Consider the following 13363-nt stretch of genomic DNA (forward strand, 5'->3'; position numbering starts at 1 on the left):
GGCGACGTCCGAGACCCGGCGAACCGTGGGGGCGCGATGGTGACAGGGCATGGGCGGCGGACCCCCGTGCGGGTGCGGGCGCACCGCGGCCCCGGCGACGTCCTCGCCGGCATCGGCGCGCTCGCGGCGCTCGCCGCGCTCCTCGCAGGCGTCCCCTACGCGCTGCTGACGTTCTTCGGGTCGCCGGCCCCGTCGCACCTGCCCGCCGCGTCCGACCTCACGCACCGGATCGGGCCCGGCTCGCTCATCGGCGTCCTCGTCGTGCTGGTCTGGCTCGCCTGGATCCAGCTCGCGCTGTGCGTGGTCGTCGAGGTGTACGCGGGGATCCGCGGGGTCGGCGTGCCCGCGCGGGTGCCGCTCGCGGGCGGCACGCAGTCGCTGGTGCACCGGCTCGTCGTCGCGGCGCTGCTGCTGTTCAGCGCCACGTCCGTGATCATGCCGGCGTTCTCCGGCGGGCTGTCGCAGCGTCCCGCGCACGCCTCGGCGCAGGAGTACCACCGCGTGCCGGACGCGCCGGCCCGTCCGGCCGAGGCGCCGCCCGCGCCCGCCGAGTCCCGCACCGAGACGCTCAGCGAGAAGCCGGACACCACCAAGATCTACCGGGTGCACCCGCCGGAGGGCCGCCACCACGAGAGCCTCTGGGAGATCGCCGAGAAGTGCCTCGGCGAAGGGCGCCGCTACAAGGAGATCTACGACCTCAACAAGGGGCACGTGCAGCCGGACGGGACACGCCTCACGATCGCGAGCCTGATCCGTCCCGGCTGGGTCCTGGAGATGCCGGCGGACGCCAAGCACGCCCACACCATCCCCGTGAAGGACCTGCACGACTACTACCGGTTCGGGCACGCCGTCCCGGACCGTCCGGAGCATCCGCGGGACCCGGCGCCCTCGACGCCCGCGCCGCAGAAGCCGGCGCCTCAGCCCTCGGCGCCGACGACTCCGGCACCGCGGCCGTCCCACACCGAGGCTCCGGCGCACACCGAGGCGCCGCAGCCGCAGAAGCCGGCGCCCGCCCGGCCGTCCCGCACAGCGGCGCCGACCCCGGCCCCGTCCCACACGGCCTCGCCGGCTCCGTCCCATACGGCCGCGCCGGCTCCGTCCCATACGGCCGCGCCGTCGCACGAGGCCGGGACCCCGTCGCATCCGCCCGCGCACGGCGGCGGCGGTGCGGGCGGGCCGTCCGGCGAGATGGGCGGCGGAGCCGGCACCGGCGGCGCGAGCCTGCCCGGCCAGGGCAGGACCGCCTACGACGACCCCGGCCCGTCGTTCGAGCTGAAATGGCCGCAGGGCCTCGCCGCCGCGTCGCTGCTGGCCGCCGGGCTGCTCGGCGTGCTCGGCCGGCGCCGCCGGACGCAGATGTGGAACCGCGCGTTCGGCCACATGATCGCCCGGCCGGAGGGCGCCGCGGCGGAGGCGGAACGCGCGCTGCGGTTCGGCGCCGACGAGGACGGCGCGCGGCTCCTCGACCTCGGCCTGCGGCACCTGTCGAAGTCGATGGCCGCCGGGGGGCGCGCCCTCCCCACCGTCTACGGGGTGCACCTCGGCCGCGCGCAGAACGGGCAGGGCAGCCTCGACCTGTGGATCGCGCCCGCCGACCGCAACCCGCCCGCGCCCTGGCAGGCGTTCGACGACGGGCAGGTGTGGCGGCTGCGCGCCGACGCGGCGGCCGGCCTGGAGGCCGCCGACCTCGCCGACGTCCTCGCCCCCTACCCGGGCCTCGTCTCCATCGGCACCAACGACAACGGCCGCATCCTCGTCGACCTGGAGGCGGCGCACGGCCTGGTCGCGCTGCGCGGCCCCGACGCCGACCGGCGCGCCGCGCTCGCCGCGGTCGCGATGGAGCTCGCCACCAACCGGTGGTCCGACCACATGCGGATCACGCTCGTCGGGTTCGGCGCCGAGTTCGGCGAGGGCCTCGCCCGGATCGCCCCGGACCGCGTCCGGTCCGTGCCGAACCTCGCGGACGCGCTGCCCGAGCTGGAGGGCCGCACCGAGGAGGTCCGGCAGGCGCTCGCGGCGTCCGGCGTCGACTCCGTGCTCACCGGGCGGTGCCGCGGCGTGTTCGGCGAGGCGTGGATGCCGCACTACCTGATCATGGCGGACCCGCCGGCCGACTGGGAGGCGGACCGGCTCGTCGCCCTCGCCCGCACCGGCACCCGGATGGCCGCCGGCTACCTCGTCCCCGGCGACGTGTCCGGCGCCACCTGGACCTGGGACGTCGACGAGCGCGGCCGGCTGCACGCCGGCGTCCTCGGCTTCGAGGTGGACGCGCAGCTCGTCCGCGACGACCAGTACCGCGCGGTGTTCGACCTGTTCGAGACGGCCGGGCGGACCGAGCCGGTGCCGCTGGCGGACCCCGCGGAGACCCCTCGGCCGCCCGACGCGCAGCAGTCGTCGGTCGACGTCCGGCTGCTCGGCCCGATCGAGGTCGAGGCGCCGGGGCCGATGGACGAGAGCCGCCGCGAACTCTGCACCGAGGTCCTCGTCTACCTGGCGGCGCACCCGAACGGCGTGCACCCGACCGTCCTGTCCGGCGCGATCTGGCCGCGCGGCGTCACCGCGGGCGTCCGCGACGCGTGCGTGGCCCGCGTGTCCGACTGGCTCGGCCGCGACGCCCGCGGCCGCCCCAACCTGTACTACGACGAGCGCGGCCGGATCCGGCTCGGCTCGGAGGTCCGGGTCGACCTCGCCGTGTTCCGGTGGCTGGTGTGGCGGTCCGCCGCCGAGCCCGCCTCCGAGATGGCCTACATGGCGTACGCGCTGGACCTCGTCCGGGGCCCGCTGCTCTCCGGCCGCCCCCGCGGCCGCTACTCCTGGCTCGCCGCGCACGACCTGGAGTACGAGGCCACGGCGCGGGTCGTCGACGTGGCGCACCGGCTGGCCGTCCTGCGGCTGGACGAGGGCGACGCGCGCGGCGCGGTCGCCGCCGCCCGCGCCGGGCTCCGGCTCGCGCCCGACGACGAGGGCCTCTGGCGGGACCTGCTCCGCGCCACGCACGCGACCGGCGACCAGGCGCAGGTCAGGATCGCGGTGGACGAGCTGCGCGGCCGCGTCGGCCGCGACCCGATGCTCGACCAGCTGCAGCCGGAGACGGAGGCGCTGGTCGAGGAGCTGATCCCGGAATGGCACCGGGTCGGCTCCTGATCAGCGGTACAGGCCGGTGCCGCCCAGCGAGTACCGGCCCGGCTGCGGGTGCACGCACAGGGCCGCCGGACGGCCCCGGAGCCGCGCCCGCCGCAGCACCCGGCCCGTCCGCGTCGACACCGCGTAGACGAGCCCTTCCGTGCCCGCCAGCCACAGCGCCCGCCCGTCCGACGACACGCCGCCCGGGATCGCGTCCCCGCCGCCGGGCAGCGGCCACCGCGCGGTGACGCGGCGGGTCCGGAAGTCCACGGTGGCGAGCGTCCCGCCGCCCGCGACGAACAGCCGCCGCGCGTCCCGGCTGATCGCGAGGCCCCGCGCGCCCGGCGCCGTCCGCACGAAGCCGCGCGGCGCGAACGTCCGCGCGTCCACCGCCCACACCCCGCCGTTCGCCGCGTCCGCGACGAAGAACGTCCCGCCGTCGGGGGACAGCCGCACGTCGCCGGGCCGCGCCCCCGGAGGCAGCCGGACCGTGCCCGCGACCCGCCGCCCCGGCACGTCCACCCGCACCAGCGCCCTCGCCGACGTGCAGCTCATCACCAGGGACGTCCCGGCGAGCGTGAAGTCGCCGTCCGCCGCCGCGCACGGCAGCGGCACCGACGCCCGCGGCCGCATCGTCCGGGGATCGCGGACCTCGATCCGCCTCGGCCGTCCCGCCGCGACCAGCGCCGTCCGGCCGTCGGGGGTGAAGTACAGGCCCGCCGGGTCGACGGCGGGCACCGGCCGGCCCCGCCGCCCCGTCCGCGCCCACACCGGGACCAGCACGTCGTGCACGGTGTCGGCGATCCACAGCCGCCGCATGTCCCACGACGGCACCACCCGCGCCGCGGCGGCCCCGGCGCCGACCCGGCCGGCCTGCCTCAGCGTCCGCGGGTCGATGACCTCGATGCCGCGCCCGTCCGCGACGTACAGCCGCGCCGGCATGCTCCGCGCGCCCGGCGCGATCATCCCGGGCCCGGTCGCCGCGTACACCCGTCCGCCGGCCGGCACGACCGGCGGGTCCGCCGCCCTGGGCCGTTCCGTCCCCGGCCGCACGTAGGGCGCGGGCCCGCCGAGCCCGACGACGGGCTCGTCCGGGCCGCCCTCGCCGGGCCGGTAGAAGTCCACGGGCGGCTCGCATCCCGAGACCAGCGCGACGACCGCGGCGAGCGCGCACGCGCCGAGCGGCCCCTGGCGCCGTCCCCTGGCACGGCCTCTCCCCATCACGGCCGCCGACTGTACCCGCCCGCCACCCAACGCGCCCGAATAATTACCAAACGTGTCCGGCCCCTCGGTTCGTGCGATGCCCCTCGCCCCCTCCATGACCCGCGCAGGCGCACGCCCATGTGGGCCGACTCCCCTTTGACGCACCCCGGAGGCACCTCTGTCCAGGTGCTTCTGTCCTCGCATGACAGATCTTGTAATGAACCATGGACGCTGCCGATCCGGTGGCCCTATAGTTCACGTGTTCTTGGTCGAGAGTTCCGCAATATGCCTATTCGACGACGTGATCGCGGGAGTGCTCCCGGTTCGCCGTGGCCCCGCGCTGCGCCGGTCTTCCTCGGCCGGCGGTCAGCCGATTCGGGAAAGGAGTCCGGGCAGGGGCAGTAGAACGGCCATGACGAGCAGGCCCGTTACCGCGAAAGCCGCCGCGCGGAGACCGTTCCGGCGCGCCGCGCACACCAGGAGCGCGCCGCCTGCGACGAGTCCCGCGGATGCCGCCAGCCCCTCGAAATAGAGGTAGCAGACCGAAGAGAGCGCGAAGACCGCGCCGGCCGCCACGCAGCCCCAGCCCACCCAGGCGAGACGCCAGGCGCGACGCATCATCACCTCGTGCTCTCCGTGCCGTCCGCGGACCGTCGAGATCCTCGCAGTCCGCGGCGGGCGTGCGCAAGCACCGCCGGCCGCGACCAGAAAGGCGAACCCGATGTCATTTCGTGTCGTTCCCAGCTCACTGGAGACGTTCAGCGAGGCACTGACCGCCCTCTCCGGAGACGCCAGAAAGGGCAGGCGATACGTCGAGGCGAACGAGAAGAACGTGAAGGCCGGGCGCGGTCGCCTCCTCGGTTATGTGTACACCATGGGGGTCGTGCGGATAGGCGACGCCGTGAAGAAGAACCTGGAGCGGCTGGACTCGCTCAGTTCCGCGTCGGGCACGGAGCTGCACAAGTGCGCCGAGGTCTACCGGCACACGGAGAAGAAGACGGCCGAAAGGGTGGACTCGGTTTATCCCCGATGATCCGCTCCCGCCACCGGTGAACCCCCGGAACCCTCCCGGAAGGATCAGGCATGACCGCCTCGCCCGCCGCGAAGCTCGTCTCGCCGACGGTCACGCAACCGATGCCGCAGGCCGTCGACATCTCCCTCTCGCTCACCGACTTCGTCAGCCCCGGGCACTGGCTGCTGTGGGTCATCGACAAGATCTGCGGCGTCAACCCGGCCGAATGGCTGGCCCAGCAGCTCGCCGGCGACTGGGAGTCGATCTCCAAGTTCGCCTCGTCCCTCAAGCACGTCAGCGAGTTCTACACCGAGTACGGCAAGGGCCTGAAGGAGGGCTCGGCGACGATGCTGAAGGACTGGGAGGGCAACGCGGCCGCCGCGTGCGGCACGTACTTCCAGGACTTCTCGGGCGCGGTGGAGAAGCAGGCCGAGCCGATCCAGAGCGTCGCCGACGAGTGCCAGTCGGTCGCGTTCGGGTCCTGGGCGTCGGCGAAGGCGGCGGTCAGCGGGCTGGAGGCGCTGCTGGACCTCGCCCTCATGATCGCCATCGAGGCCGCCGCATCGGCGGCCACCAGCTGGACGATCGTGGGGCCGTCCGTCGGGATGGCCCTGATCATGAGCCAGATCGGCATCGGGATCCTGAAGTGGCTGGAGATCCTCGGCTACGTCGGCATGACCGTGTCCGCCGTCTTCGCCTTCATCGGCCTGGTGAGCGGCCTCCTCGGCGCGCTCCACGGCCTGGAGGAGCAGCAGTTCCCCAAGACCTCCTACGACAACAAGGTGATCTGAGCATGACGGAGTTCGACGACGTCGGCCGGCCCATGATGGACATCGCGCGGGGGGACGTGGAGGCGTCCCACCGCGTGCGCCGCAATCTGGAGCTGCTCCAGGAGAACGCGCGCGATCCCGAGTTCCGCCGGCTGATCCAGGAGGTGCTCGACGGGCGCAGAAGCCTGCGGGAGGCCGCGGGGACCCCGCTGTTCGGCAGCGGCATGGCGCCGCACCTGGACGCGTTCGCCGAGAAGTGGGACGAGGCGACCGCCGAGGGCCAGGAGGTGACGTCCGAGGAGAGCGTCGCGGAGTTCCGGCGGCTCCAGGACCGGGTGCGGAGCGCGATGGCCGAGATCGAGGACAAGGTGCGTGAGCTTCAGCGATACCAGGACGACCTCGAGGCCGGAGGCTGAGCGCGGTGGACGAGCTGGTGCTGCATCAGCGGAGCGGGCGGGGCGGGGCGGCGGGGACGGCGGTGCTGGCGCTCGTCGGCGCGGTGTTCGCCGCCGCCAGCGTCGCCATGCTCGCGCAAGGCGGCTCGAAGGCGATCGCCGGCGTGATCGCTCTCGTCTTCGGCGGTGCCCTGCTGGCGCTGGCGGCGCTCGCGCTCAGGGGCGGCGCCGCACCGGACCGGCTCGCCCTCACTCCGGGCGGAGTCCGCGTCTCCCGCCGCGACGAGTCGTTCCTGCTGCCCGCCGCCGCGATCAGCTCGTTCGGTCTGGTCCCGGTGAAGGGCGTCCGGTCGCTCAACGTGCGGTTCGACCCGGCGGCGGTTCCGGCCGTTCCCGCGCACGTCGCGCGGCTGCGGACGCCGGCCGGGCCCGGCGAACTCCGCCTGGTCATCGTGGGGGAGCGGCCGCCGTTCGCCTCTCCGGCGCTCGCGGCGCGGGCGCGCGAGTACGTCGAGCGGCATGGGCTCGGGGACTGGGTGGACGCGAGGAGTTAGTCGGACTTGCCGAAGCCGATGCCGAACTCGCGGTAGACGCGCTCCCAGAAGCCGTCGCGGAGCCAGGTGCGGGCCTCCTGGTAGGGGCGCAGGGAGCCGCCGAGCTCCTTCTCGGCCTCGATCAGCAGCTCCTTGTCGATGACAGGCGGCAGGATCGGGCCGGGCAGCAGGTCGCGGATGTTGTCGCGGCCCCGCTCGAAGATCCACTTCTGGGCGACGTGCTCGCCGATCTCCAGCATGTGGTCGCGGTCCGGGCCGAGGCGGCCGTCGGACTGGGCGGCGGACGCCGCGTTCATCGAGGCCGCCACGGTCGCCGGGGTCACCGGGGCGCCGCCCGGGACGGGCACGGCGGTGCGGACGGCCGCGGCGGGCGCGGGCTTGACCGCCGGGGGGCGCCCGGCGAACACCTGGGACGGGGACGGGACGGGCGAGGTGCGCTGCGCGGCGGCGGCCGCGTCGCGGACGGCGGCGGCGGTGCCGGGCGCGGGCACCGGCAGCACCTTGGCCTTGGTGAAGTAGGGGCGCAGGAAGTCGGCGGACAGCACCTCGACCCGGTCGGACTCCCACACCAGCCACTCGGCCTGGTTGGAGCCGTGCGTCGGCTCCACGCCCCACAGGTGCACGCGGACGCCGTAGCGCTGCGCGGCCTCCACGGCGGGCAGCATGTCCTCGTCGCCGGCCAGCAGCACCGCGTCGGTGATCGCGCGGTGCCGGGCGAGCGCCTCGAGGTCGGCGCGGAGCTGGGCGTCCACGCCCTTCTGTTGGCCCTGCGCGTTCAGGTTGCCGAGCCGCAGCTTCACCAGCGGCAGGTTCGCGATGACGCGCTGGTCGACGGTGGGCTGCTTCTTCGGCGCCGCGTCGAACCAGTAGACGCGCAGCAGCTCGCCCAGCAGCTGGTCGTCCGCGTGGCTGGTCAGGGCCTTGATCAGCTGTTCGGCGGCGACCCGGTACTCGCGCCGCGAGCCGCAGCCGAGCAGCAGGGCCCCGGAGGCCGCGTAAAGGTACCCCGCGTCGACGAAGATGGCGTATCGCGCGGGCTGTGGGACGAACTCCGAGGTGGCCATGGCCTTCCACCTTATTCGTGCGGAGACCCCCGCTGGGCGCGAACCACGGTTACGTGTCGCCCGATCCCATTCCCCGTCCGGGGATCAACACACCCCATAGGACGGGAGATCGGACGCATCCCGGGCGCGTCGCGCGGGTGCCGGCGCGGGGTCAGCGAGGCAGGCCGCTGGCCCGCCACGCACCGGGCCCGCGGGGCCGCAGGCCGCCGGACGCGGTGGCGCGGACGAGCCGGGTCCGGTCGGCCCAGCGGGACGTCCGGGGCTCGCCGCCGTCGCGGGCCGCGGCGGCGGCGCGGGCGCGCGCGGTCAGCACGGCGACCAGCGCGGCGACCTCCTCGGGGGACGGGTCGCCCCGCACCACCTGCAGGAAAGGCTTGTCTTCAGCGGTCACGGGTTCTCCTCGGCGGCCGGGACCGGACGCGGCGGGCGGTCCGGCCCCGGGAACGGACGTCCGTCTCGGTGCTCTAGAGCGGGATGTTGCCGTGCTTCTTCGGCGGCAGCGTCTTGCGCTTCTCGCGGAGCGCGCGCAGCGCCTTGACGACCTGGCCGCGGGTCTCCGACGGCTTGATCACCGCGTCGACGTAGCCGCGGTCGGCGGCGACGTACGGGTTGGCGAGGGTGTCCTCGTACTCGGTGATCAGCTCGGCGCGGCGGGTGTCGGGGTCGTCCGCGGCGGCCAGCTCGCGCCGGTACAGGATGTTGACCGCGCCCTGCGCGCCCATGACGGCGATCTGCGCGGTCGGCCACGCCAGGTTGATGTCGGCGCCGAGGTGCTTGGAGCCCATGACGTCGTACGCGCCGCCGTACGCCTTCCGGGTGATCACTGTGACGAGCGGGACGGTCGCCTCGGCGTAGGCGTACAGCAGCTTGGCGCCGCGCCGGATGATCCCGTTCCACTCCTGGTCGGTGCCGGGCAGGAAGCCGGGGACGTCCACGAAGGTCAGCACGGGGATGTTGAAGGCGTCGCAGGTCCGGACGAACCGGGCGGCCTTCTCGGAGGCGTCGATGTCGAGCGTCCCGGCGAACTGCATCGGCTGGTTCGCGACGATGCCGACCGAGTGGCCCTCGACGCGGCCGAACCCGCAGATGATGTTCGGCGCGAACAGCTCCTGGACCTCCAGGAACTCGCCGTCGTCGAGCACGTGCTCGATCGCGGTGTGCATGTCGTACGGCTGGTTCGGCGAGTCCGGGATGAGGGTGTCGAGGTCCTCGACCGGCTCGGACGGGTCGACCGGCACGTCGAACGCGGGCGCGTCGGAGAGGTTGTTGGACGGCAGGTACGACAGGAGCGCCTTGACGTACTCGATCGCGTCCTCCTCGTCGGAGCCCTGGTAGTGGGCCACGCCCGACCGGGAGTTGTGCGAGTGCGCGCCGCCCAGCTCCTCCATGGTCACCTCCTCGCCGGTGACCGTCTTGATGACGTCCGGGCCGGTGATGAACATGTGCGAGGTCTTGTCGGCCATGACGATGAAGTCGGTGATCGCGGGGGAGTACACCGCGCCGCCCGCGCACGGCCCGAGGACCAGCGAGATCTGCGGGATGACGCCGGAGGCGTGCACGTTCCGCTTGAAGATCTCCGCGTACAGGCCGAGCGCGACGACGCCCTCCTGGATCCGCGCGCCGCCGGAGTCGTTGATCCCGACCACCGGGCAGCCCGTCTTCAGCGCGTGGTCCATGACCTTGACGATCTTCTCGCCGAACACCTCGCCGAGGGATCCGCCGGACACGGTGAAGTCCTGGCTGAAGACCGCGACCGGCCGGCCGTCGACCGTGCCGTACCCGGTGACGACACCGTCGCCGTAGGGGCGGCTCTTCTCCATCCCGAAGTTGGTGGACCGGTGCCGCGCCATCTCGTCGAACTCGACGAACGAGCCGGGGTCGAGCAGCGCGTCGATCCGCTCCCGGGCCGTCATCTTGCCCTTGGCGTGCTGCTTCTCGACGGCGCGCGCCGAGCCGGCGTGCACCGCCTCGTAGCGGCGCCGTTCCAGGTCCGCGATCTTTCCCGCCGTCGTGTGGATGTCGTACTCGACCGCGGGTTCAGGGGCTTCCGTCGCCATGCGGGCCAGGGTAACCGCACGCTGACCCCGGACCGGCGGGCGGGGCCCGCTGACCGGGATGAACTCCGTCCCACCGGGCTCGTTACGCTGGGCGCGTGGCTACGAAGACGCGAGACATCCTCCGGCAGGACATGCCAGAACCGCTGCGCCGCGACGTCCGCCTCCTCGGGGCGATGCTCGGCGACGGGCTCGTGGAGTACGGGGGCCGGGAGCTGCTGGACGACGTCGAGCGGCTGCGCCACGCGGTGATCGCCGCCCGGCGGGGCGAGACGTCCGCCGACGAGGTCGCGGCGATCGTCGACGGCTGGACGCTGGAGCGGGCCGAGCAGGTCGCGCGCGCGTTCACCGTGTACTTCCACCTGACGAACCTCGCCGAGGAGCACCACCGGATCCGGACGCTCCGCGAGCGCGACACCGGCGGGAGCGTGCCGGGCTCGGTGGCCGCGGCCGTCGACGAGATCCGCGCCGCGGGCGGCGACCGGCTCGCCGAGATGATCGAGGGCCTGGAGTTCCGGCCCGTCTTCACCGCGCACCCGACCGAGGCCCGCCGCCGCGCCGTCGTCACCGCCATCCAGCGGATCAGCGACCTGCTGACGGCGCTGAACGGCGGGCAGGGCGCGAGCGAGCGGGAGGAGACCGAGCGGCGGCTCCGCGAGGAGATCGACGTGCTGTGGCGGACGGCGCTGCGCCGCGGCACCCAGATGGACCCGCTGGACGAGGTCCGCACCGCGATGGCCGCGTTCGACGAGACGATCTTCCGGGTGGTGCCGCAGGTCTACCGCGCCCTCGACCGCGCCCTCGACGGGGAGGGCACCGGCACCCGCCCGCCGAAGGCCCGCCCGTACCTGCGGTTCGGCAGCTGGATCGGCGGCGACCGGGACGGCAACCCCTACGTCACCGCGCAGGTCACCCGCGACGCGATCATGATCCAGGCCGACCACGTGCTGCGCGCGCTGGAGACCGCCTGCGCGCGGATCGGCCGCGAGCTGACCGTCCACGAGGCCACGACGCCCGCCTCGGCGGAGCTGCGGGACGCGCTCGCCGCCGCCCGCACCGCGCACCCGTCCCGGCTCGCCGAGGACGCCAAGCGGTCGCCGGGCGAGCCGCACCGCCAGTTCCTGCTGTACGCGGCGGCGCGGGTCGCGGCCACCCGCGAACGCGACGCCGACCTCGCCTACGCGTCCCCGGACGAGCTGCTCGCCGACCTGCGGACCGTCCAGGGGTCCCTGGCGGCCGCCGGGGCCGTCCGGCAGGCGTACGGGCGCGTCCAGCAGCTGATCTGGCAGGTCGAGACGTTCGGCTTCCACCTCGCCGAGCTGGAGATCCGCCAGCACTCCGAGCTGCACGAGGCGGCCCTGGCCGAGGTCCGCGCGGGCGGGGAGAGGTCGGAGATGACCGAGGAGATCCTCGAGACCCTCCGCGTCGTCGCGTGGATCCAGAAGCGCTTCGGCGTCCGCGCCTGCCACCGCTACATCGTGTCGTTCACCCGGTCCGCGCAGGACATGGCGAACGTCCACGAGCTGGCCGCGTCCCTCGGCGAGGGCGCGCCCGTCCTCGACGTCATCCCGCTGTTCGAGACCGGCGAGGACCTGGAGCGCGCCCCGTCCGTGCTGGAGGGGATGCTGGAGATCCCGGCCGTCCGGCGGCGGCTGGACGACACCGGCCGCCGCATGGAGGTCATGCTCGGCTACTCCGACTCCGCCAAGCAGCTCGGCCCGGCCAGCGCCACCCTGCGCCTGTACGACACGCAGGAGGCGCTCGCCGCGTGGGCGGCCCGCAACGGCATCACGCTGACCCTCTTCCACGGGCGCGGCGGATCCCTCGGCCGCGGCGGGGGCCCCGCGAACCGGGCGATCCTCGCGCAGGCCCCCGGTTCCGTCGCGGGCCGCTTCAAGGTCACCGAGCAGGGCGAGGTGATCTTCGCCCGGTACGGCCGGACGGAGATCGCCGAGCGGCACGTCGAGCAGGTCACCAGCGCCGTCCTGCTGGCCTCGACCGACGCCGTCCAGGACCGCGCCCGGGAGGCCGCCGCCCGGTTCCGCCCGCTCGCCGACAAGCTCGGCGAGGCGGCGAAGGACGCGTTCCAGGCGCTGATCGAGACCGACGGCTTCGCCGCCTGGTTCGCCCGCGTCAGCCCCCTGGAGGAGATCGCCGAGCTGCGGATCGGGTCCCGCCCGGCCCGCCGCAAGGCCGCCCGCGGCTTGGAGGACCTGCGCGCCATCCCCTGGGTGTTCGCGTGGACGCAGACCCGCGTCAACCTGCCCGGCTGGTACGGCCTCGGCAGCGGCCTCGCCGCCGTCTCCGACGACGGCCGCGACCTCGCCGGGCTCCGCGAGGCCTACGAGGCGTGGCCGCTGTTCAACACCCTGCTCGACAACGCCGAGATGAGCCTCGCCAAGTCCGACCGGGCGATCGCGGAGCGCTACCTCGCCCTCGGCGGGCGCCCGGAGCTGTCCGAGGCCGTCCTCGCCGAGTACGACCGCACCCGGCGGCTCGTCCTCGCGGTCACCGGCCACGAGCGGCTGCTGGAGAACCGCCGCGTGCTGTCCCGCGCCGTCGAGCTGCGCAACCCGTACGTGGACGCCCTCTCCCACCTCCAGCTCCGCGCCCTCACCGCGCTGCGCGCCGGGGGCGTCACCGACGAGGAGGAGCGCAGCCACCTCGAAGCGCTGCTGCTGCTCTCGGTGAACGGGGTCGCCGCCGGGCTGCAGAACACCGGCTGATGGCGGAGGTCAGGCCCGCGGCGGCCGCCGACCGCGCGCGCGTGGAGGAGATCGTCCAGGCCGCCTACGCGCCCTGGGCGGAGATCATCGGCACCCGCCCCATGCCCATGGACGACGACTACGCCGCGCTGATCGGGGCCGGGCACGTGTTCGTGACCGGCCCCGGGCCGGACGGCCTGATCGTCCTCGTCCCCGAGGACGGCGTCCTCCTCGTCGACAACGTCGCCGTGGACCCGGAGCTGCACGGCACGGGCGTCGGCGGGCGGCTGCTCGCGTTCGCCGAGACCCGCGCCCGCGCCCTCGGCCTGCCCCGGCTCCGCCTGATCACCAACGAGCGGATGACCGGCAACATCGCGCGCTACCAGCGCCTCGGCTACCGGGAGACCGGCCGCGAGGTCCTCAAGGGCCGCAACGTCGTCCACATGGCCAAGCCGCTGGCGTGAGGAATCGCGCCGGGCGCGG

General features: G+C 74.4%; 12 protein-coding genes. 7 read left to right on the plus strand and 5 right to left on the minus strand.

What is annotated here, in order from left to right; all coding sequences use genetic code 11:
• Positions 1-36: 36 nt before the first annotated feature.
• Positions 37-3144, plus strand: coding sequence for a BTAD domain-containing putative transcriptional regulator (locus J4557_RS46085; protein WP_208273779.1), 3108 nt, complete (start codon positions 37-39; stop codon positions 3142-3144).
• Here J4557_RS46085 and J4557_RS46090 read toward each other — a convergent pair whose 3' ends face one another.
• Positions 3145-4344: a YncE family protein gene (locus tag J4557_RS46090; protein WP_208273782.1), complete on the minus strand. Its 1200-nt coding sequence runs from the start codon at positions 4342-4344 to the stop codon at positions 3145-3147.
• A gap of 348 nt (positions 4345-4692) precedes the next feature.
• The gene (locus tag J4557_RS46095) at positions 4693-4950 is read right to left on the minus strand and encodes a hypothetical protein (RefSeq protein WP_208273783.1); all 258 of its coding nucleotides are present in this window, start codon (positions 4948-4950) and stop codon (positions 4693-4695) included.
• Positions 4951-5047: 97 nt separating this feature from the next.
• Here J4557_RS46095 and J4557_RS46100 point away from each other — a divergent pair, with 97 nt between their 5' ends.
• The 4 genes from J4557_RS46100 to J4557_RS46115 are packed head-to-tail and all read left to right on the plus strand — an operon-like array spanning position 5048 to position 7057.
• Complete coding sequence (locus J4557_RS46100) at positions 5048-5359, plus strand: hypothetical protein (protein ID WP_208273784.1); 312 nt, start codon at positions 5048-5050, stop codon at positions 5357-5359.
• 50 nt (positions 5360-5409) lie between these two features.
• A complete protein-coding gene (locus J4557_RS46105; protein WP_208273785.1) occupies positions 5410-6129 on the plus strand; it encodes a hypothetical protein in 720 nt (239 codons plus the stop codon).
• A 2-nt stretch (positions 6130-6131) separates the two neighbouring features.
• The gene (locus tag J4557_RS46110) at positions 6132-6524 is read left to right on the plus strand and encodes a hypothetical protein (RefSeq protein WP_208273786.1); all 393 of its coding nucleotides are present in this window, start codon (positions 6132-6134) and stop codon (positions 6522-6524) included.
• A 5-nt stretch (positions 6525-6529) separates the two neighbouring features.
• A complete protein-coding gene (locus tag J4557_RS46115; RefSeq protein WP_208273787.1) occupies positions 6530-7057 on the plus strand; it encodes a hypothetical protein in 528 nt (175 codons plus the stop codon).
• Here the strand turns inward: J4557_RS46115 and J4557_RS46120 are convergent.
• The 3 genes from J4557_RS46120 to J4557_RS46130 form a co-directional block, all read right to left on the minus strand.
• A complete protein-coding gene (locus J4557_RS46120) occupies positions 7054-8121 on the minus strand; it encodes an NYN domain-containing protein (RefSeq protein WP_190867070.1) in 1068 nt (355 codons plus the stop codon). The two genes, J4557_RS46115 and J4557_RS46120, sit on opposite strands and share 4 nt — an antisense overlap.
• 151 nt (positions 8122-8272) lie before the next feature.
• Complete coding sequence (locus J4557_RS46125; RefSeq protein ID WP_208273788.1) at positions 8273-8512, minus strand: acyl-CoA carboxylase subunit epsilon; 240 nt, start codon at positions 8510-8512, stop codon at positions 8273-8275.
• 73 nt (positions 8513-8585) lie between these two features.
• On the minus strand, positions 8586-10178 hold the full coding sequence (locus J4557_RS46130) for an acyl-CoA carboxylase subunit beta (protein WP_208273789.1): 1593 nt from the start codon (positions 10176-10178) through the stop codon (positions 8586-8588).
• Between the two features lie 131 nt (positions 10179-10309).
• On the opposite strand from J4557_RS46130, the gene J4557_RS46135 reads away from it, so the two are divergent.
• Together J4557_RS46135 and J4557_RS46140 are read left to right on the plus strand one after the other, a co-directional pair.
• Positions 10310-12901, plus strand: coding sequence for a phosphoenolpyruvate carboxylase (locus J4557_RS46135; RefSeq protein WP_208273823.1), 2592 nt, complete (start codon positions 10310-10312; stop codon positions 12899-12901).
• Positions 12901-13344 carry a GNAT family N-acetyltransferase gene (locus J4557_RS46140; protein WP_208273790.1) on the plus strand — a complete coding sequence of 148 codons (444 nt, stop codon included), beginning with the start codon at positions 12901-12903 and terminating at the stop codon, positions 13342-13344. Before J4557_RS46135 ends, J4557_RS46140 begins: the two co-directional genes overlap by 1 nt.
• Positions 13345-13363: the final 19 nt, after the last annotated feature.

Origin of the sequence: Actinomadura nitritigenes (assembly GCF_017573545.1) — a bacterium.
GTDB classification, from domain to species: domain Bacteria; phylum Actinomycetota; class Actinomycetes; order Streptosporangiales; family Streptosporangiaceae; genus Spirillospora; species Spirillospora nitritigenes.